Source organism: Mycobacterium sp. NGS56 (genome assembly GCF_059812425.1).
In genome coordinates, this window is sequence record NZ_JCALCQ010000002.1 from 338,452 (window position 1) to 358,660 (window position 20,209).

Consider the following 20,209-nt stretch of genomic DNA (forward strand, 5'->3'; position numbering starts at 1 on the left):
CCGCCGGCAGAGAGGGCACCATGGGGAACTGGACTTTGGCGGTCGCACATCGTAGTTACGGGGCACGCGTCAGCCAGCCGTAGTCTTATGAATGGACGCCAGCACGCGGATATCGCACCCAAGAACGACGTTGAGGCCGTCGCGCTGCGGTTCGCCGCCGCGATGGGGACTGACTCGAAAGCGATGTACGACCTGCTAGCCGATGACTTTGTCCGGCACGGCGAGGAGACCCTGTGGCAGCCGCTGGGCAAAGCGAACTATGTTGCCATGTCGGACAACTTCCTCAGCGCATTCCCCGACGTGTCCTGGCGGGTCGTCGAGGTACTCTCCGACGCGGACCGAGTCGCGTTACAGATCGTGGAATCCGGCAGATTCTCGCGACCCTGGGTGATCGGGAAAGTGGAGATTCCTCCGAACGGCCGACCGTACAGCATTCGGGGCGTAGTGCTTATGACTATCACGGGCGGGCAGATTCACGCCTACACCTACATACACGACGCATCGTTCACGAGCACCTACGCCGACGTACTCACCGACGACTTCGCCCTCGCCTACTACGAGTTCTTGATCGCACCCTATGCGCCGCCGGGCTGATCAAGCGCAGCACCTTTGGTTGGCCAACGGGGATGCCGATGTCCTGTCCGCCTCGACTGGCCCAGCATTGCTGAGGCGGGTTGTCAGCTTTGGGGCGGCTTCCAGCAGTGCACATTCCTTGCTCCGTTGATCATCGTCGTCACCGTGGAGGCGCATAGAACGGTGCCCCTGAGAGTGGCGGCGACATCATCGGGTTCGAAGTGATTGTGCCCAAAAGTTCGTCAGTATCGGGTCATGTTGGCACCGGCTATACCGGGTCAATCGGCTTGCGGCAGATCCTCCGGTCGCCACGGCTGACGCTGGTCGGTCAGCTCGTTCACAACCGCGACAAGCTCGGCAGGGATTTCGGTGAACTGGTTGGCGAACCCTCGGCCGGTGTGATCGCTACAGATAACCTCGGTGACCTACTGGGACTCGATGCCGACTGCATCAGCTATTTCGCAGCAGTGTCTGGTCGTGAAGCAACGAAGTTATCGCCCAGATATGCGTGATGCTGGCGAGCGGAAAGAACGTCGTGACACCGTCGTATCATGCGTTGTTTCACCCACCCACGCTCGATGACGCTTCACGGAACGGGCTGGAAGATCCGTGCCGCCAAGGGAACAGCTCTTTACTGGCCACAGGTATCGCCCCGGGCGTTGCCACCGACATCCTCGCGGCCCACGCGGCGAGTATGACCGAACTGCCGACAACGGTCTCTGTTGAGGAACCTATCGCGTGCGGCGCTCATCGCGTACCGGGGTTCTTCACGATGCTCGGGCTTCGGCCGGACGGCTGAGCAGGATGCCGATATGTATCGGCCTAGATCGATGGTCCCTATTGTCACCCCGCCCTTGCGGCTGTTGGCGCAAGGCTTAGGCCTACATCTGGACGAGGTTCACGAGCACCGAGACTTCGCGATAGCGGATCGTCACTACGGCTTCGACGCCGGTGAAATTCCCGCCGGAACAGTGGCCAGCGTACGGATGCGGTTCGACGGCACGTCGGCGGCGAACAGCGCCTGCACTACTCGTCAATCTGGTCAGTGCCCGATGAAGCTGTCGAAGACTGGCAACCACAGATCGCGGCCGGCAGCCCGACTCGGCGACTCACCCGAATTACGGTCGAGGGCGATCCGCCGGTTCAACTCGACTTCGCCTCAACGGCGGCGACCTACCAGGCTCAACCGCTACCGCCGCCCGAGTAATGAATGCCATCCCAGCAGTCTGCGAGGCGACGCCCGGTGTCCTCAGCGCGCTCGACCTTGTCGTCGTCGCCCAAGCGGCGTCGTACTAGGTCCGTTGTTTCGGGCGATGGTGTGGACATACTGGGATTAATTGACGACTGCCGAGACGATATGGGGACCACCGCCCACAGTGCGTACGGAGGGTGTTGCTGCGCAGACTTGAGGAACGCACTGCCTCTTCGTGCGCGAAGTTACGGATCTTCGATCGTTATTGACACGCAGCTGCAACGCATCGTCGCGGCTGGTTGCTTCTTCGTCCGCTGCGTCCTGCAATGCCTCGCGTAGGACTCGTAGGATATGCCGGATCGAACCGGCCGATAGGACTGCGCGGCAGCAGTGCGGGTTTGCCGTTGCGCAGCACCGAGCCACGTTCCTCGCGCATCCTTACCCTGAGCACAGCGCTGGCACATGGTTCGCAGCTCGTTCAGCCACGCCCGAATATGCTTCGGCCTGAGAGACTTAAGTTTGCGCTTGCCGATGCCGGGGATGATGTGGAGGCGGTGCCCGGTAGCCGGGCTGACGGTTCCATACGCGATATACCTTGCCGAGGTGGCGTGAACCTCTTTACACTTCGCCCTCGAAGTGAGGCACTTAGACAGATTTTGATCGATGGTTTAGGAGCGGCGTTGACTCACATCGGTCCGCTGGAAAGTTTCGGACTGCGTGGATGACATGACGCCCGATGAGGCTGTCCACAACTGGCTGGAAAGTCACATCGGGCCCGTGCGAACCTTTGAACGCCAACCACGTTGGCGTCCGGCCTGGTTCGCCGACGTCGAACGCGACGGCGCCATCGTGCCGCTGTACGTGCGTGGCGACCGCGAGGGCATGGAGTTCTCACTGTCCACCTATCGTGAAGCGGACGTCCTCGAAGCCTTAGAGAACCTGGAAATCCCGGTTCCACACATCTACGGTCGGATCGAGGCACCACCGGCCATCGTGATGGATCGCCTGCCCGGCGCCACCAATCTGTCGAACTCGCGGACTGCACCGGAACGCAACTTGGTCATCGACGAATATATGGAAATTCTTGCGCGGATCCACCGGCTGGATCCCAGTGAATTCGTCAACATCGGACTCAAAATGCCGACAGACCCTCAGCGACATGCGTTGTCAAGCTTCGAGCAGGCCGTGTCGAGGTACCGGTCTAGTAAACAACGCCCTGAGCCGTTTCTGGAATTCGGCATCGGCTGGGTCCGCCGGCACGTTCCCGCGCATCGCTTCGACCCCCGCTTCGTCCTGGGCGATCCCGGACAATTCATGTTCGCCGATGGTCGTGTGACCGGACTGCTCGACGTCGAACTTGCCTACCTCGGCGACACCGCGCACGACCTGGCAGCACTGCGTCTACGCGACATCTCCGAGCCGTTCGGTGACCTAGAGCGAGCTTTTCGACGCTATGAGGAGGTCTCCGGCGTGCAACTGGACCTTCCGGTGGTCGAGTTCCACACCGCTCAGTTTTCGCTCACGACGCCTCTGTCGCTGGTGATGGTCTTGCACAACCCTTTCCCAATGAGCGACTTGCTGCAGTACGTGGAGTGGTTTCACCAATGCTCGCTCAATGCAGTGGAAGCAATGGCCGCGGTCGAGGGCGTCGCCCTCGACGATTACCGACTTCCGCAAGTGGCGGATGTCCGTCAGGGCGGCCTTATCCACGCGCTGGCGCCTATCATCGAACAGTTTCCCGCCGAAACCGAGATTGAGCGCTTCCGCCGGCATCAAACCGCGCAGACCGCGCGCTACGTTGCCGACCTCTGCCGGCACGGTCCGGCGATCGAATCCGAAAACCTCGACGATACCGAGCGTCTCCTCGGCTCCCGGTGCGCCGACTGGCGTGCGGGCGACGAGGCCTTGGAGGCATTCGTGTTGCACGCACCCGCGAACATGGACGCTGAACTTATTCGGCTGTTCCATCGCCGAATAATGAGGCAAATGCGTTTACTGGAACCGGTTCTCAATCGCGCTGGCGGCGTGCAGCCGCTGACACCCTTAACGCAACTACTCGGCCGCTGACACCGGGTGGATCACCGGCCGCGGCAGATGCCGCCCACGATCGGCGGCGAACTGAACGGCGGTGCATAGGTGGCTGGGTTCGACACCGCCGCTTTAACCCGCAATTTCTTGCGTCGCGCAACCAAACCGAAGTACCTCCCACAAGCGACGCCAACAGAATCTAGCTAAGTGGATTGATATTGGAGGGACAAACAGCCTCTTGAGGGACTGCTTGTCCGCGGCCTGGCACCGCTTGACGCCGCGCCGAACCAATGCGACGTCGTCGGGGCCGCAGCGCTGCCCATCTGCGCGGCACCACAACAGCTCATCGGAGGATTTGCCGACCATTGCCGGGTCCAAAAGCTTGAGTACCGACGCTGACGCCGCCACCGATCGCGATGCGTGCGCCTCGCCCGTCGTCAGGACGGGCGCGCCACGATCTACAGGGATCTTGGCCCTGTTGACTGCCATTGCCCCGACCGATCCCAGCAAATTGCCACGGAACCGGCCGCAGCCGTGGCTGCCGACCACAAGCAGTTGCGCCCGTTCGGACGCCTCGATCAGCCAATGTGCCGGATCACCAATTTCGATTCTGCGACGGATCCCCACGTCGGGATAGCGTTCGTGCCAACCCGCCAGTCGTTCAGCGAGGATCTCCTCCTCCTCGGATAGCTGAGCGTCCCATTTGGAGTCTTGGAACGGCGCCCGAGAGCCGGAAACCCAGGGATCAGTCCAAGCGTGCAAGGCCATTAAGCCGACACCTCGTCGGGAGGCTTCCTCGAATGCAATAGCAGTCGCCGCTTCCGATGCCGGCGAGCCGTCGATGCCCACCAGCACCGGTGCCCGTGCGACATTGTCGGTGATGGTTTCCTCGTCGCGGATCACGGCGACTGGGCAATGCGCGTGGTAGACCAAAGCCGAACTCACCGAGCCAAGGAAGTTGCGGACCACCGTGCCGCCATGCCCCCGATAGCCCACCACGACCATCTCCACCTCTCTGGAAAGGTCGACGAGCCCCGGTACTACGGCCGAGTGAAAGACCTTGCTGTCGATTCGCAGCGGACTGGCGCCATCGGTGCTCGCTTCGACAACCTTGATCGCCGCGTTGATGAATTCTTGTGCCCGCTCCTCCCGCCATCGCCTCAAGCCGGCCGGCGCGGGAACCTGGGACCACTCCTTTACGGGGTCGTTGACGACATGGACCAGGGTTAGCGGCAGATTCCGCACCGCGGCATCATGGGCCGCCCACCGAACGGCACCCAGGGCCGCTGTTGAGCCGTCAACGCCTACCAAGATCGGAAGGCGTGGTTGCAACATTTCAGTTCGTTTCTGATCGTCTGATCGACTATTTACAGCAGAATCACTCACGGCGGCCCTGATCGTCAGGGCCGAAACGATGCAAGCCGAAGGCACTCGAAGTTGCCGCTGCGGGCCGATGGGATGCGTCGCTCGTCATTGGGCCGGTACGAGCTGTTTCTCCACTTGAAGGACCTGACGGGTGGTCTTGATGACCGTGTCGGGGTTAAGGCTCATCGACTCGATGCCGATCCGGACCAAGAACTCGGCCATGTCCGGGTAGTCCGAAGGCGCTTGTCCACACAGTCCCGAGTGGATTCCGTTGCGGCGGCAGCCCTCAACGGCCATGCGAATCATCTCCTTGACGCCCTCGTCGCGTTCGTCGTAGTCGAAAGCCACAATGTCGCTGTCACGATCGACGCCGAGAGTGAGCTGAGTCAGGTCGTTGGAGCCGATGGAGAAGCCGTCGAAGCGCTTGGCGAATTCGTTGATCAGGATCACGTTGTTGGGGATCTCGCACATCGCGTACACCTTGAGTCCGTTCTCGCCGCGGCGCAGACCGAGGTCGGCCATCGTCTGTAGGACGAGGTCCGCCTCGGCGATTCGGCGCACGAACGGGATCATGAGAATGACGTTTGTCAGACCCATCTGTTCGCGCACGCGTCGCATCGCGCGGCACTCCAGCTCGAAGCCCTCGGCGTAGGCGGGGTGCGCATAGCGCGAGGCGCCTCGAAAGCCGAGCATCGGGTTGCTTTCGGATGGTTCGAAGGCCGCTCCGCCGATCAGGCTCGCGTACTCGTTGGTCTTGAAGTCCGACATCCGCACCACAACTGGCTTGGGCCAGAAGGCGGCGGCGATAGTGCCGATTCCTTCGGAAAGGCGTTCCACGAAAAAGGTGCTCCCGTCGGGATAGTCGTGCGTGAGCCGATCGACCGTCCTGCGTGCATCGGCGTCGTCGACCTGCTCGGGGTGGAGCAGAGCCAGCGGGTGGACCCGGATGTCCTCGCTGATGATGAACTCCATCCGGGCGAGCCCCACACCGTCGTTCGGCAGGAACGACGTCTTGAAGGCGAGCGCGGGGTTCCCGAGGTTGAGCATGATCTGGGTTCGAGGCCGCTCCAAGCCCGCCACCTCGCTGCGGTTCACGTGAAAACCAAGTTCGCCCCGGTACACGCGGCCCGACTCGCCGTCGGCACACGACACCGTCACGGTTTCGCCATCGGGCACGCACGTGGTTCCGTCGCCGGTGCCAACCACAGCGGGGATGCCGAGTTCGCGAGCGATGATCGACGCGTGGCAGGTGCGACCGCCGCGGTTGGTGATGATCGCCGCGGCGGTCTTCATGATCGGCTCCCAGTCGGGCGTGGTGGTGTCGGCGACCAGCACCTCGCCAGGCTTGAACTCGGACAGGTGCTCGGGGTTATGGATCGTTCGGGCTACGCCCGAGGCGATCCGGTCGCCGACCGCGCGGCCCTCGGCGATGATCTCGCCTTGGCCCTCGAGGACATAGGTTTCCAGCGCCGTTGCGCTGTGCTGAGAGGCCACCGTCTCGGGGCGGGCCTGGACGATGTAGAGCTTTCCATCCAGACCGTCCTTGGCCCACTCCATGTCCATCGGCCGCCCGTAGTGCGCCTCGATCGTGCACGCGTAGCCGGCCAGCTCCAGGACGTCCTCATCGGTGATGCAGAACCGGGCACGGTCGGACTTTGGTGTCGGGATGTTTCGCACCGTGCTCTTCGTCTCGCCCTCGACGAGGATCATCTTCACCGCCTTGTCGCCGACGCGGCGGCGCAACACGGCGCGGTGGCCGGTCAGATAGGTCGGCTTGTGGACGTAGAACTCGTCGGGGTCGACGGCGCCCTGCACCACATTTTCGCCAAGCCCGTAGTCGCCCGTCACCAAGACGGCGTCGCGAAACCCGGACTCGGTGTCGATGGAAAACATCACACCGGACGAGGCGATATCGGAGCGCACCATCTTCATCACGCCGATCGACAGGGACACCTTGAAGTGGTCGAAGCCCTGGTCGAGTCGGTAGTGAATGGCGCGATCGGTGAACAAGCTGGCGAAGCAACGCCGGCACGTGTCGAGCAGACTCTGTTCGCCTTTGATGTTCAGATACGAATCCTGTTGGCCGGCGAAGCTTGCCGTCGGCAGGTCCTCGGCGGTCGCCGAGCTCCGCACAGCGAGGCTGACCTCCTCGCCGTACTCTTGCTGAAGCTTGTGGTAGGCATCCAGGATCTCGGCGGCCAGATCGTCGGGGAGGCCTGCGCCGTAGACGATGTCACGGGCGCGCTTGCCTTTTCGCGCCAGCTCGGTGACGTCAGCGGGGTCCAGATCGTCGAGCTCGGCATGCAGGCGGTCCCAGGCGCGGGCCTCGTCCAACATGTAGCGATAGGCCTGGGCGGTGATCGCGAATCCGTGCGGGACGCGGACGCCCTGCCCGGACAGCTTCTGGAACATCTCGCCCAGGGACGCGTTCTTTCCGCCGACGAGCGGCACATCGTCGATGCCGAACTCCTCGAAAAAGCGGACGTATCCGGATGTTGTCATGACTTGTCCTCTCGTAGCGCATCAGGTCGGCGGCGAACTCGACGCGCACGTCATGCGGTGCCGAGTTCGCTCGGTTCATTGCCCGACAACGCCATTCGTGGTGGCGGTACAAGAACGATCGGTGCGTTCGGTGTGTTGCGGTTCGTTGCCGTACGGCCGATAACGCCACAAATGCCAACCTCCCACGGCGGCACACACCGTGCCAGGGCCGAAGGTCACTGGACTGGGTAACGTTTGGCCGCACCAGCGTTGAGTACGAAACTCCAGATAATGCACCCCAGCGCCGGGATTCAGAATCCGGTTAGCCGGGAAATCGGACAGTGGTTCCGGGCATCAATCGAACGACTCGACCACGGCACTCCACTTCGACGCCGTTAGCATCGCGCGGCTGCACGCTGATAATCACGCCCTTTCCGCTGACCCGCAGGTGCAAGTGCAGGCCGCGGTAGTGGATCGGGAACGCCAGCACGCCAAGCGTTTCCGGCCAATGTGGGGAGAGGATGATGCGGTCGGACCGGGTCTCCAGGCCAGTGAAGCATCGCTGCATGAGGTCGACGCTGCCGGCCATGGCCGCGAGATGTACGCCTTCGGACGTCGTGCCGCCCTGGATGTCGGAGACGTCGGAGGTGAGTGCTTGTTGAAAAAATTCCATGGCCCGATCACGGTTCGCTCGGGCAAGTACCCAGGTATGCACCACACCGCTGAGCGTCGATCCGTGCGACGTGCGAGCCAGATAGTAGTCCACCATTTCGGGGATCTTGTCGGCTCTGAAGTGATAGCCAAGCCGGTCCAGTAGCTCACACAATTCCGTTGCCGACATCAGGTAGAGCAGCATCAGCACGTCGGCCTGCTTGGAGGCCTTGTATCGGTTCACGTCGTCGTTCTCCGCCTCGAGGATGCGGTCGAGGCGTTGGATGTTGCCGTACTGCCGCCGGTAACCGTCCCAATCTAGTTCCTCCAAGTCGCCGTATCCCTCGAACTGACTGATGATCCCGTCATGGAACGGGACGCACATCCGTCGACTCACCTCTTCCCAATGCGCTAATTCGGCAGTGCGCAGTCCCAGCGTTTCCTGCAAGTCGAGTCGGTTCGGCAGCGGCAACAATTTCAATGCATCGAGGGCGCGCAAAATCACCCAGACCGCCATCACGTTGGTGTACGCGTTGTTGTCGATGCCGTCGTAAGGCGCGTCCGGGTAGCCCGAGTGAAATTCGTCGGGCCCGATGACCCCCCGGATGCTGTAGCGTTTGCCTTCCTCGTCGTAGCTGGTCCGACTTACCCAGAAGCGCGCGATCTCGGCCAGCACCTCTGCGCCGTAGTCGATCAGGTAGGCGAGATCTCCGGTGACCTGATAGAACTTCCACGAGCTATAGGCGACGGCGATGCCGATGTGATGTGCCCGTGCGCTGGAGTCGGGGTTCCACCGGCCGCTGCGCGGATTCAGATGCAGACGTTGGCTTTCCTCGCGTCCATCGCTGCCGGATTGCCACGGGAACATCGCACCGGAGTACCCCGCCGCCTTGGCGGCATGACGCGCCTCGGGTAGGCGACGGTATCGGTATCCCAGTAGCGACCGGGTGACCATAGGGAGCCGGAGATTGAGCACCGGGAAGATGAACAGCTCGTCCCAGAAAATGTGCCCGCGATAAGCCTCACCATGCAGTCCGCGAGCCGGCACCCCGACATCGAGGTCGGAGCTGTTGGGTGAAACCGTCTGCAGCAGATGCAGGAGATGCAGTCGCAGTATGCGCGATTCCTCGGTGAAGTCTGCGAACTCGATAGACAGGCGCTCCCACAGATGCGCCCATTCGGTGACATGCCCGGCGCGTAACTCGGCAAAGTGTCCCAGCCGGCTCAGCCAGCGCTGCGCATCGACAGCGGGTTCTGATGTCGCGACGTCGCGCCCGGTGAACAGGGTCACAACCTTCTCCACCGTCAACGCGTCGCCCGTCGACAGTTCGACCGCGATATCGTGCCCGATCTCTGCGCCGTCGTCGACGGGCCGGTAGCTTGCCGGCACGGGACTCGCGTTACGCCACACGATGCTTCGCGCCGCCATGGCGATGGGAATACGCGATTGGTTTGTTTGAACGGCCAACAGCACAGAGTTGTCCGAGACCTGTCGCTTTTCGATCAACTCGAGATGATCGTTGGCCAAATCCCGATACCGCTCGACGAGCGAGTTCGTGACGCCGCCGTCCAGTGTCGAGCGAATCTCTAGCATCCCGGACCAGTCCTCGGCGACGATCGTCGTCTGCAATGCGGCGACGTGGGGCATGTGCATCGCGACGAATCGTTGCTGCTTCAGCGAACTGGTGCGCCCGGCACCGTCGCGGAAGCGCACCTCCCGCGTCAGCACCGCGCCACGCAGGTCGAGTGTCTGTCGGTAGGACAGCACACTGACCGCGTCGATGTCGAACCAGCTACCGCCGTCGACCCGGAAGGTCAGGGCAAGCCAATTAGGCAGGTTGACCAGACTCTCGTTGTCGATAGTCGTACCCGATACGTCGTCGACGAGACGGTTATACACCCCCGCGGCATAGCTGCCGGGATAATGCACCTGGCCGGCTTTCGATTCGGGTGCGGCCCCCCTGGTGGCGAAGTAGCCATTTCCTAACGTGCACAACGACTCACGAAGCTTCTCGCTTTGCGGATCGTATCCCTCGTAGGTGAAATCCCATGCCTTGGCGGATGTCTGATGTTTATTCGCCAGCCAATTCGACCCGCGCTGGACGAACTCGTGCACTTGATGGGGACTCTGCAGAGCAAAACGGGCCGCCGTCTTGCGGTCGCTGTCTTCGTCGTGGCGTACGACGATCCCGATGCCGTCGAATTCGACTGCGTCGAAGGCGTCTTCGTCGGTGAAATCGTCTCCGATGTAAATCGGCAGCAGGGAGCCCTCGGCGTCGATGCGATCACGAATCCAGGCCAGCGTGGTCCCTTTGTTCCAGTCGATATCCGGCCGCAGCTCGACGAGCATGCGCCCGTTCGTCACACGCAGGCCATCGCGCTGCCCGAGTTTGTGTGTGGCAGAGAGAATCTCGCCGATGTGTTGCGTCGCGACCTGGCGATAGTGAACGGCGACGGCAAAGCGCTTGTGTTCTACCCTTACTCCCGGAATCTCCGTCAGGATCTCACGTAACTCCGCCGCCGCACCTTCGAGAACACCGACGGCGGCAGCGGCCGCTTCATTTCGGTGATACGTGCCGTCCGGTTCGGTCAGCTCAAAACCGTGGCTGCCCGCGTACCAAATACCCGGTATCGCTACCCGGCTGCGGATATCGGCGAGGTCACGATCGCTCAGTATGGCGACAGGACATTGCGATGCAAGACTTTCCAACGCTTTGCGAGCTTCGACGACAAGGGCAGCGGAGCCGGGATCGTCAACGATGGGGGCTAACGTTCCGTCAAAGTCGAGGAATAACACCGGTTCTCGGGCGCCGAGGACCCCGACGATCTGACCGTATGACTCCACGGCATCGGGGAGCTGCGAGATTCGCCTGCCGCCCACGCGAACTGCGACTTCGTCCGGGTGCGTGACCACCACGTCGGCGCCACACGCCAGTAGTCGGTCGGCACTCACGGCATCGACACCGACGACGAACGCGAAACCGCCGTCACGAGCTGCCGCTATGCCGGCACCGGCGCCGTCGACCACAACCGACCGTTGCGGACGCACACCGAGTTGGCGAACAATTTCTGGGAGGGAGGCGGCAGGGTCTCCATCGACACAGACGCCGAAGAGGTCGTCGATCCCGGCGGATTTCAAGAGCTGTCGACCGCCCGGGAACATGGAGTAGACCGCGGTGGCCAGCCCGACCTCGCGCAGCTTTCGCACCAGACCGATTGTCGACTCCGACGCCTGAACAGCATCGGTGGCGGTCACCACAGCGTCGAGGTTGAAGATCACGGCGTCGTGGTAGCGCGGGTCCACGGTGACCGGCAGCGTCATGGCGATGTCTCTGGTCGAGCAGGAAACCATGGCCCGTCGATATCTATGGGGTCGGCGACCACGTCGAAAAAGCGCTCGACATCTTCCCGGATGCAGGGCGCGGTGCCGGGAGTAAGCAACATGGCCGAACCGGCAGCGATGCCCAGTCGCATCGCCTTGTCGAGTTGCCAGCCGCGCTTGAGGCCGACAGTAATGCCCGCGGTCATGGCGTCCCCAGCGCCCACACCGCTGCCGGACGACACCTCGACAGCAGAATAGCGTTGGCTGCCATGCGGTGTGGCAAGCAGAGCACCGTCGGCACCAAGTGACACGACGACAAATTGAGCGCAGCCGCGGTCGATGAGTTCGTGCGCAGCGGCTAGCTGTTCCGGCTCTGTGATGAGCTCCCGTCCGACGCATTCGCGTAGTTCTCGCACGCTCGCCTTGAGCAGATGGACCCCAGAAGAGATATGCCGTAATCCACCCCCAGACGTGTCGAGAATCAGCGGCACACCACGCTCGCGACAGATGTCGGCGACCCGCTGATAGAAGTCGGTAGGCACGCCGGGCGGCAAGCTGCCGCTCGCCACCACGAAGTCTGCGGATCCTGCCGCGGCGCTGAGCTTCTCGAGACACGCAAGCTGCTCGGCTTCAGTGAGCCGCGGGCCCGGAAGCACGAAACGGTACTGCTTCCCGGTGCTGCGCTCGTCGACGGTGAAGCTTTCTCTGGTGGAGTGCGCCACGGGGATCCGCAGTACCGGAACTCCTGACTCAGCGATCAGATCCGTTACCTTGTCGCCGGCGTGGCCGCCCGCGGGGAAGAGCGCCAATACCGATTCGCCGAGCACATGGGCGATTCGCGCGACGTTGATACCGCCGCCGCCGGGATCGTAGCGGGGTGGCCCACACCGCAATTTGTCGGTGGGAATGACCCGATCAGTGTCCGTAGTGATGTCGACCGCCGGATTCATCGTCAGGGTCACAATCGTGGATTTCGATTTCGTCGGTGAATTCATCTCGCTACACCGGATTCAGCGCTTGGCGGTAGAGAGCGGCACTCGCGGTGACGCCCGGCCGCGGCCAGCCGGGCGCGAAACGGCGCCGCGGGTCCATCACCCTCCATCACCAACCAGCCTTTTGCCATCGTTGCTCTCCTTCGCTTTCACAGGATGGGTCGCGACGGCATTGGGCAACAGAGCATTGAGACCCTATTGCGGAGCCCATTGAACTCAGCCGCTTGATGACATCCGGCAGGTAGATCGGTGACTTACGGCCCTCCGGACCGGCGAGTCGATGGTGGACGCTTGCGCAGTGGCCAACCCGCGAGCGCGCCCGTCAGCGCCAATGCGGTGACTCGTTTGCGCGACATCCAGTCAGCGCAGCCGGACGACCATTTGGCTGCAGCGGTAAGTTAGGTACGCGCCGCAACCACGTCAAGAGTCGTCGTACGGCCGCGATGTCAAGTTGCGCGCCCGACACCGTTCGACGCGAACCTGTATTAGATGAGCGCTCTTGTCGAGGAGGCAGAATCTCGTTTGTTTGGGTAATCCCCAGTGAACTCCAGTGATGGACTTCGCAGCTAGATGAGGAGCTCTCATGACCTATCGCCGTCTTGCTTGGGCGCTCTGCGCGATGGTGGCGGCGGCCATCATTCCCGTCGAGGCCCATAGCGAGCCTCCGACGAAATGTCTGACCAACACTCCCAAGGGCAAGCAGGTCTACGTGCCCTGCGATCTGCTCAACGCCGGCGCCAATTTCCCGCCGGGGCAGCGGTGTCCCCCACCGCTCGAGCAGTATCCGAAAGATGTGGCGGACTGGTGCGGCGAAGGACCAGGCCTTGCGAGTCCTACGCCCTCGACTCCTCCGACTCCCGCGAGCCCTACGACCCCAACGAGTCCGACGAGTCCTACGACCCCAACGAGTCCGACGAGTCCGACGACCTCAACGAACCCGGCGAGTCCTACGAGCCCGGCGAGTCCTACGAGCCCGACGACCTCAACGAGTCCTACGAGCCCGACGACCTCAACGAGTCCTGCGAGCTCCGCGTCCCCGGGCAATTCGCGGTGAACCGCTGAAGAAATTCGCCGCCGAGGAGGACTTCGTGCCGTGCGACGGGTCTTGACGCCATCAAACCCGGAAAAGCCAAACCGCAGGTAATCAGCGGAAGCGGACGTTCAGCGTCGCCAAACCGAAGATCTTTCGGCCACTGGACTTCGCCCCAACAAGCACGACACCGGTGCGCGTCGCCGGGTCCAGTGACTTGACCTTGCCGCTGAACTCGATGTCGCAGCCTTCCTTGGCCGACACGATCGCCGGCGCCGAGAGCCGTACCGCATAGCGGGTAACCGCACCGGGGTCGCCTGTCCATGTGGAGGCGAAACCGGCTCCTAGCCCCATGGTGAGCATTCCGTGGGCGATCACGTCGGGCAGGCCGGCCAGCTTGGCGATCTCCTCGTCCCAGTGGATCGGATTGGCGTCGCCGGCCACGCCGGCATAGTTCACCAGGTCCCCGCGAGACAGTCGGGTGTGACGCACCGGTAGCTCGTCGCCAACCTTCAGGTCATCGAAGGACGGCGTCCCCGGCGTGCGAGTGCTGCCCTGCTCGGCGATCCGAATCTCGCCCTCGCGGCGCACCGTCTTCTCATACGCGTCATCGGCTTCACCGACTGCGGTGAGGTCCACGTCATGCATCATGATGTTCGGCACGGCCAACTTGATCGCCGGATCGACATCCTCGGCGGTGACTCCCACAACGGTGGTGTGCAGGGTGTGCACTCGCTCGCCGGCTGCGTCGGTGAAAGTGTTGGTCACCGTGATCAGGTCCCTGCCGGCGATCCTGCGCACCGACGTCAGTTCGACGTCAATGTGCAGTTCGTCGCCGGCCACGATCGGGCGGTGCTGCTCGAAAAGCTCTTCGGTCTGCATGTAGGTGTCGTAGCCGACGACAACCTGTTCGAACATGCGGCGATTGCAGGTCATGCCAGGCGTCGACGTGAACGTCAGCGGCGCCACCAGGTCCGAATAGCCCAGCTCGGCGGCGGCGGCGACGTCCCAATGCGCTGGGTGATAGTCCTGGACCGCGCGGGCGTACTCGCGTAACTTCTCGCGGCCGACCAGGTAGGTGCCGTCCATCTGGTAGTAGTGGCCGACCCGCGATTCGAGCGCCGACACTTCTGCTGTGGTCATGAATTGCTCAACTTTTCTATCGGCCAGTTCGGTGGGGCCGACCAAAGCACAGTAACGCGCGTTGCGCCGACGATGACGTCCGCAGATTCCTGACGAGGCTGTCGTGTCGAAACCTATGCTGCCCGCATGACCGAGTTCCGTGCCTCGTCCCCGCCGGATCTTCCCGGCATCCCCTCGGCCGAGGGTCGGTTGCCCGGACCGGATCAGTTGGTCGGCCGACCGCGCGCGTTGGCCGTGGATTTACTCGGCGAATTACACGGTCCGCTGTTCTACGCCGACTTCAACGGCGGCTTCAGGAAGCTCTACGCGTGTTCGCTGGAGCTCGTTACCGAGCTTTGCGACGAAAGCCGGTTCGCCAAGAACCTGACGGCAACCCTTGCCCGAGTCAGGCCGTTGGCCGGTGACGGCCTGTTCACGGCCTACCACGGCGAACCGAACTGGCAGCGCGCCCACGATGTCCTGTTACCGGGCTTCAGTTACGCCGGTCTGCGCGCCTACCACGCGGCGATGCTGGACATCAATTGCAAAATGATCGACCGGTGGGACGCCAAAGTAGGAGTCGGACCGGTAGATGTGTCGGCTGACCTGCAGAAGCTGGCCATGGACACCGTGGCGCTCGCCGGATTCGGTTCGCGCTTCGACTCTTTCGACCGCCCCGGCCTGGCTCCGATCCCACAGAGCTTCACAACCGCACTGGGGGAATTGTCATCTGATGCGCCGACGTCGGTGTTCAAGGAAGAGTTGACCACCCTGCACACGTTCATCGACGGGTTGATAGCCGAGCATCGATCCGGTGACCGCGAGTTTGAGGACCTGTTGGCGTTGATGCTGCAACAGGATCCGAACGGCAAACCCGTGCTGGAAACCGAGAACATCCGCAATCAGATCATGACCTTCCTGATCGCGGGGCAGCTCACCACATCGGAGCTGATGCCCAACACGCTGTACAACATCGTCAGCGATCCGACGGTGCTGCACCGGGTGCAGGCCGAGGTGGACACCGTGTTCGGAGCCGAAGACGACTACGTGCCCAGCTACGACGACATCGGCAAGCTGACCTATCTGCGGCAGGTCATCGATGAAACCCTACGACTGTCCCCACCTGTGCTGCATTTCGATCGAATGGCCCTGGAAGACACTGTGATCGGTGGCAAGTATCCGATCAAGCGCGGCGAGGCGGTCACGGTGCTCACCGGCGCATTGCACCGCCAGCCGGGCTGGGGCGACAATGTCGAACTCTTCGACCCCGGCCGCTTCGCTCCCGAACGCTCGGCTTGCCGGCCGACCGCGCTGTTCAAACCTTTCGGGACGGGCGCACGATCATGTATCGGGCGGCAGTTCGCGCTGCATGAGGCGGCCATGACAGTGGCGCGGCTGGTGCATCGCTACCGCCTCATCGACTCCTATCACTATGTGCCGCAGTGGGAAACGCCCACCAGTCGTCGGCCGGTTGGATTCCGGCTCGACCTGCTGCGGCGCACACCGCAGGACCGCGAGACTAGCACCCCTGGCGTTGAGGCCGCGGCCAGACAGAACGCAGAGCAGCACCCGACAGCGATCAGGGCCGGCACCCGGCTGGCCATCTTTCATGGCTCGAACCTCGGTACCTGTCGCGCACTGGCCCGTCAATTCGCCGACGACGCCACGGCTTTGGGCTGCACGGCGACGGTGGCCCCCCTCGACCATGCCGTTGGTGGCTTCCCCGAAGCCGAGGCCGCCGTGATCATCGCGTCCTCTTACAACGGACAGCCGACCGACGACGCGCGCGCCTTCCTCACCTGGCTGCTCGACGCGAATACCACACTGAACCCGGCACCCAATGTCGCGGTTCTCGGCGTGGGTGACCACAACTGGGCGGACACCTACCAGGCGATCCCGCAGCGCATCGACGAGCGCCTCGGCGAGCTGAAGGCCAACCGATTGGTTCCGCGGGCGGCGGCGGACACGTCGGGGGATATGGTCGGCGCGATCGAGGAGTTCGCGGCCGCGCTGTGGTCGTCGCTGGCCGAACGTTTCGGAGACCCAGACGCCGCGCCGGTCACGGACGCGGCCGAACCGCTTTATGAGTTGCGCCGAATCGTCGGGCCCGTGACGGCGGCGATGGACGCACGGTCGTCGGTGATCCCGATGACCATCGTCGAGAACACCCAACTGGTCAGCCCCGGGCTGGGTCAAGCCAAAATGAATGTCCGCGTGGAGCTGCCAGACGGCGTCGACTACCAAACGGGCGACCACCTCACGGTGATGGCCGACAACCCACCCGAGGTGGTCGACGCGGTTTTGGCACAGCTCGGCATCGACCCTGGACTGCGATTAGCGATCAATCCCCGGCGCAGCTCTCGGCGGCTCATCGCGCTCGACCGCGAGGTCAGCGCACGAGAACTGCTCACGCACTTCGTAGAATTGCGGAAACCGGTGACCAGCAGTCAATTACGCAGTCTTGCCGCGGCAAACAGCAATCCTGCAGAGCGCCAACGGCTCACCGAACTGGCCGAGAATCCAAACGGCTGCCCGCTGAGCGTGCTGGAGTGCCTCGACGAATACCCTGCTTGCGTTCTCACCGGTGCTGAACTTCTTGAGCTGCTGGATCCCATGGTGCCCAGGCACTATTCGATCGCATCGTCGTCAATGCTGTCACCACGCACCGTGGGTCTGATCGTCAGTGTGCTAGATGCGCCGGCCCGTTCCGGGCATGGTCTGTTCAAAGGTGTCGCGTCCAATTACCTCGCGACAGTCCAACCCGGACAAGTGATTCGGGCGCGCGTGGACCCGGCCCGCCAGGCGTTCCGGGCCGGTGCCGATCCGGCCAAGAACGTGATCCTGGTCAGCGCCGGTACCGGGGTCGCACCGTTCCTCGGTTTTCTCGGTGACCGACTGGCCGCACAAGGCGCGGGTGCGCCGGTGGAGCCTGCGCTGTGCTTCTTCGGGGTGCGTGACCCAGAGGTCGATTACATCTTCCGAGACCGGTTCGAACAGGCCGAAGCCATCGGTATCGTGCGGATGCGACCGGCATTTTCCCGCGCGCCGCAGGATGGGGTCCGCTATGTGCAGGACCGGATCGCCGCAGACGCCGACGAGGTGTGGAACCTATTAGGTGACCCGGACAAGGACACTCACGTATACGTGTGCGGCGACGGCGCGCGGATGGCGCCTGCGGTGCGCGGGTCCTTTCTCGACATCTATCGGACCCGGACGGGCGCTGACGACGACTCGGCCCGTGACTGGTTGAACGGTCAAATCCAATCCGACCACTACGTCGAGGACGTCTGGGCAGGGTGAACCTCGTCATGGTTATGCCCGAGCGGTTGCGATTGGCAATGGCCTCGATCAGGAAGCGTCGCGCAGGCGGGTCTCGACATCCTTGATTCCCTGGCGCAGGTGCTCAGCCAGGTGCCATTCCTCGCCGCTATGGGCATCGCGTAACGCCATGTCGACCGCCGTTTTGGCGTTCGAGAGGTGTCCTCGCCGTTCCTCCCCGTGAGTGGAGATGGCATGAAGGACGGCCCCCACGGCTTCCTGACAGGCATTGGCGAAACCGCTGAGATGTGTGACCGACATGCTGACCCCTTCTTCTACCCGTGCTCAGCGAAGTGCCCGCTGTTACAGGACTACAAACATTTCTTCGTCGTCTACGCTCCTGGCGTTTCGAGTCCCGGCGGGGCTCCGCCGACGAGCGCCTGCCAGGAGCGCAGGTCAGTTGCCGGACTCGATTGCTGCGACCCTTGCGGCCGCGTCGGGTCCGCAGAAGCGCTGAAGGTCCACTCCGCCGGCGCCGAGGAGGTCATCAATGCGGTGCTTGAGGTCACCCGAGGAAAGGTGGGCGTACAGGTTCCGGCCTGGGCAGGAGGTCTGGGCGAGGTCACGATGGCCCGCCAGCGTGTCGCTCGAAACGTGGAAAGTCTGGGCGGCCCACGCGAAGGCGCGGGCTGCTCCCTGCAGCTGGGCCTCCGGCACGCCCTCTTGATCGAAGTCTCCTTCGCAGAGGACCAGGAAATGGCCCGTCGTGTCGTAGTCGGTCGCGGTGTCGCCCGCGATCTCGGTGCTCCGCAGCTCGTAGATGTTGCCATTGCGGTCGACGCCGACGTGATAGGCGATGTCGATCCATCCGTGCTGGTCTTGGTGGTATCGCTGATCCTGTCTGAGATGGTTTGGGGCATTGCGGTTGTCGCCGAGGACGACCGCCTCGTGGTGCAGGGTCATCCGGGTGATGGTGTGGCGCTTCCCTCCGGAGCGGGCCGGTCGCGCCCCCCAGGCGTCCCGGCACAGCAATACCGCCGAAGTCGAAGCGGTCAGGGTTGCACTGATCGTTGAGGTCGGGGGAGGAGACGGTGGATTCGGGCCGGTCCCAGAAGCGGCACTCGAGCAGCTGCTGACCAGGGACGCCGCCCCGGCACCGCCGGCCAGCGCTAGCAGCTGACGGCGGCTGACCAGAGCTGGCCGGCGGCGCGCTGGCTCACACACGGTCCTCACCATACGGGCGTGACACCGGACCGCGGGACGTCTTCATTCTGGTAACACCCAGTGCGTCGCGCACGCGTCCGCGTGCCCGGTCGAGCCGGGTGGCGGCCTCGGTCGCGTCGAGGCCAGCGAGCAGGGCGACGATCGCGGTCTTGGCGTGGCCACCCGCGGCGGCGAGCGCGGCGGTCGCGGTCTCCTCGTCGACGCCGGCCGCGTCGCGGACGATCCGCACCGCGCGGCGGCGCAGCTTCGCATTCGTCGCGCGCACGTCGACCATCCGCTGTCCATAGGCCTTGCCGAGCGCGATCATCACGCTCGTCGACAGCGCATTGAGCACGACCTTCTGGGCCGTGCCCGCGGTGAGCCGCGTTGACCCGGCGAGCACCTCGGGACCGGTGAGCAGCTCGATCACCAGGTCGGCGGCCGCCTCACTTCTCGGGTTGTTGACGATCGCGACGGTGAGCGCACCCGCCGCGCGCGCGTGCTCTAGCGCCCCGACGACGTACGGAGTGCGGCCCGAGGCGGTGATCCCGACGAGTGTGTCGGCGGCGGTCAGGCCGGCGAGATCGGTTGGGGCAAAGGCGTCTTCGGCCCCCTCGATGGCCTCGGTCAGCGCCGCCGGCCCGCCGGCGATCACGCCGCGCACCAGATCGGTGCCGAACGTCGGCACGCACTCGGCCGCGTCGAGCACGCCGAGTCGCCCGGAAGTTCCGGCGCCGGCGTAGATCAGGCGCCCGCCGCGCTCCAGCCGCGCGGCGATCGCCTCGGCCGCCGCCGCAATCCACGGAATCGCCGCTGCCACCGCAGCATGAGCCTCGCCTTCGGCGGCGACGAGCAGCGCAACGACCTCGTCGATGGGCCGCGCGTCGAGGTCGTCCAGGTCTGGCCGCACGGCTTCGGTGGCCAGCGCATCGAGCCCGTCCGTCGTTGCGGCCGCCTGCCGGCGGATCACGTGCGGCTCGTGGATCGCCGCT

Annotated in this window: 15 protein-coding genes and 1 pseudogene; 7 read left to right on the forward strand and 9 right to left on the reverse strand. The window is 63.6% G+C overall.

Going from position 1 to position 20,209, the window contains the following annotated elements; genetic code table 11:
* Nucleotides 1-87 precede the first annotated feature (87 nt).
* The 3 genes from AC5Y4F_RS08895 to AC5Y4F_RS08905 all read left to right on the forward strand — a co-directional run bounded on the left by AC5Y4F_RS08895 (nt 88) and on the right by AC5Y4F_RS08905 (nt 1,780).
* Entirely contained in the window at nt 88-594 is a 507-nt protein-coding gene (locus tag AC5Y4F_RS08895) for an ester cyclase (RefSeq protein WP_499996061.1), read from the forward strand.
* Between the two features lie 200 nt (nt 595-794).
* Nucleotides 795-1,085, forward strand: a complete 291-nt coding sequence (locus tag AC5Y4F_RS08900; RefSeq protein ID WP_499996063.1) for a hypothetical protein — start codon at nt 795-797, stop codon at nt 1,083-1,085.
* A gap of 533 nt (nt 1,086-1,618) precedes the next feature.
* Nucleotides 1,619-1,780 carry a hypothetical protein gene (locus AC5Y4F_RS08905; RefSeq protein WP_499996064.1) on the forward strand — a complete coding sequence of 54 codons (162 nt, stop codon included), beginning with the start codon at nt 1,619-1,621 and terminating at the stop codon, nt 1,778-1,780.
* Between the two features lie 230 nt (nt 1,781-2,010).
* On the opposite strand, the gene AC5Y4F_RS08910 is transcribed toward AC5Y4F_RS08905, so the two are convergent.
* The gene (locus tag AC5Y4F_RS08910; protein WP_499996416.1) at nt 2,011-2,430 is read right to left on the reverse strand and encodes a tyrosine-type recombinase/integrase; all 420 of its coding nucleotides are present in this window, start codon (nt 2,428-2,430) and stop codon (nt 2,011-2,013) included.
* 61 nt (nt 2,431-2,491) lie between these two features.
* On the opposite strand from AC5Y4F_RS08910, the gene AC5Y4F_RS08915 reads away from it, so the two are divergent.
* Entirely contained in the window at nt 2,492-3,832 is a 1,341-nt protein-coding gene (locus tag AC5Y4F_RS08915) for a phosphotransferase (protein ID WP_499996420.1), read from the forward strand.
* 398 nt (nt 3,833-4,230) lie between these two features.
* Here the strand turns inward: AC5Y4F_RS08915 and AC5Y4F_RS08920 are convergent.
* The 4 genes and pseudogenes from AC5Y4F_RS08920 to AC5Y4F_RS08935 all read right to left on the reverse strand — a co-directional run bounded on the left by AC5Y4F_RS08920 (nt 4,231) and on the right by AC5Y4F_RS08935 (nt 12,607).
* Nucleotides 4,231-5,128 (reverse strand): annotated as a pseudogene (locus AC5Y4F_RS08920) (universal stress protein).
* 135 nt (nt 5,129-5,263) lie between these two features.
* Nucleotides 5,264-7,660, reverse strand: coding sequence for a phosphoenolpyruvate synthase (ppsA, locus tag AC5Y4F_RS08925; protein WP_499996068.1), 2,397 nt, complete (start codon nt 7,658-7,660; stop codon nt 5,264-5,266).
* A gap of 301 nt (nt 7,661-7,961) precedes the next feature.
* Nucleotides 7,962-11,612 (reverse strand): trehalose-phosphatase, encoded by a 3,651-nt coding sequence (gene otsB, locus AC5Y4F_RS08930; RefSeq protein ID WP_499996071.1) that lies wholly within the window; start codon nt 11,610-11,612, stop codon nt 7,962-7,964.
* Nucleotides 11,609-12,607 carry a 1-phosphofructokinase family hexose kinase gene (locus AC5Y4F_RS08935; protein ID WP_067938757.1) on the reverse strand — a complete coding sequence of 333 codons (999 nt, stop codon included), beginning with the start codon at nt 12,605-12,607 and terminating at the stop codon, nt 11,609-11,611. The genes otsB and AC5Y4F_RS08935 overlap by 4 nt, the downstream gene beginning before the upstream one ends.
* 801 nt (nt 12,608-13,408) lie before the next feature.
* Here AC5Y4F_RS08935 and AC5Y4F_RS08940 point away from each other — a divergent pair.
* Entirely contained in the window at nt 13,409-13,666 is a 258-nt protein-coding gene (locus tag AC5Y4F_RS08940; RefSeq protein WP_499996075.1) for a hypothetical protein, read from the forward strand.
* A gap of 82 nt (nt 13,667-13,748) precedes the next feature.
* On the opposite strand, the gene AC5Y4F_RS08945 is transcribed toward AC5Y4F_RS08940, so the two are convergent.
* Nucleotides 13,749-14,777: a fused (3R)-hydroxyacyl-ACP dehydratase subunits HadA/HadB gene (locus AC5Y4F_RS08945; RefSeq protein ID WP_067938778.1), complete on the reverse strand. Its 1,029-nt coding sequence runs from the start codon at nt 14,775-14,777 to the stop codon at nt 13,749-13,751.
* 126 nt (nt 14,778-14,903) lie between these two features.
* Here AC5Y4F_RS08945 and AC5Y4F_RS08950 point away from each other — a divergent pair, with 126 nt between their 5' ends.
* Nucleotides 14,904-18,056, forward strand: coding sequence for a bifunctional cytochrome P450/NADPH--P450 reductase (locus tag AC5Y4F_RS08950; RefSeq protein WP_499996077.1), 3,153 nt, complete (start codon nt 14,904-14,906; stop codon nt 18,054-18,056).
* A gap of 48 nt (nt 18,057-18,104) precedes the next feature.
* On the opposite strand, the gene AC5Y4F_RS08955 is transcribed toward AC5Y4F_RS08950, so the two are convergent.
* A complete protein-coding gene (locus tag AC5Y4F_RS08955; protein ID WP_067938763.1) occupies nt 18,105-18,335 on the reverse strand; it encodes a hypothetical protein in 231 nt (76 codons plus the stop codon).
* A gap of 135 nt (nt 18,336-18,470) precedes the next feature.
* Nucleotides 18,471-18,977: a peptidoglycan recognition protein family protein gene (locus tag AC5Y4F_RS08960; RefSeq protein WP_231986458.1), complete on the reverse strand. Its 507-nt coding sequence runs from the start codon at nt 18,975-18,977 to the stop codon at nt 18,471-18,473.
* Nucleotides 18,978-18,981: 4 nt separating this feature from the next.
* Between AC5Y4F_RS08960 and AC5Y4F_RS08965 the strand changes: the two genes are divergently transcribed.
* Entirely contained in the window at nt 18,982-19,194 is a 213-nt protein-coding gene (locus AC5Y4F_RS08965; RefSeq protein ID WP_499996079.1) for a hypothetical protein, read from the forward strand.
* Between the two features lie 36 nt (nt 19,195-19,230).
* On the opposite strand, the gene murQ is transcribed toward AC5Y4F_RS08965, so the two are convergent.
* Complete coding sequence (gene murQ, locus AC5Y4F_RS08970) at nt 19,231-20,184, reverse strand: N-acetylmuramic acid 6-phosphate etherase (protein WP_499996425.1); 954 nt, start codon at nt 20,182-20,184, stop codon at nt 19,231-19,233.
* Between the last annotated feature and the right edge of the window lie 25 nt (nt 20,185-20,209).

Coding starts and splice junctions, on each gene's coding strand:
- AC5Y4F_RS08945 (WP_067938778.1), bottom strand. CDS start 14,777: ATGACCACAGCAGAAGTGTCGGCGCTCGAATCGCGGGTCGGCCACTAC.
- AC5Y4F_RS08950 (WP_499996077.1), top strand. CDS start 14,904: ATGACCGAGTTCCGTGCCTCGTCCCCGCCGGATCTTCCCGGCATCCCC.
- AC5Y4F_RS08935 (WP_067938757.1), bottom strand. CDS start 12,607: ATGAATTCACCGACGAAATCGAAATCCACGATTGTGACCCTGACGATG.
- AC5Y4F_RS08960 (WP_231986458.1), bottom strand. CDS start 18,977: ATGACCCTGCACCACGAGGCGGTCGTCCTCGGCGACAACCGCAATGCC.
- AC5Y4F_RS08915 (WP_499996420.1), top strand. CDS start 2,492: ATGACGCCCGATGAGGCTGTCCACAACTGGCTGGAAAGTCACATCGGG.
- otsB (WP_499996071.1), bottom strand. CDS start 11,612: ATGACGCTGCCGGTCACCGTGGACCCGCGCTACCACGACGCCGTGATC.
- AC5Y4F_RS08895 (WP_499996061.1), top strand. CDS start 88: ATGAATGGACGCCAGCACGCGGATATCGCACCCAAGAACGACGTTGAG.
- ppsA (WP_499996068.1), bottom strand. CDS start 7,660: ATGACAACATCCGGATACGTCCGCTTTTTCGAGGAGTTCGGCATCGAC.
- AC5Y4F_RS08955 (WP_067938763.1), bottom strand. CDS start 18,335: ATGTCGGTCACACATCTCAGCGGTTTCGCCAATGCCTGTCAGGAAGCC.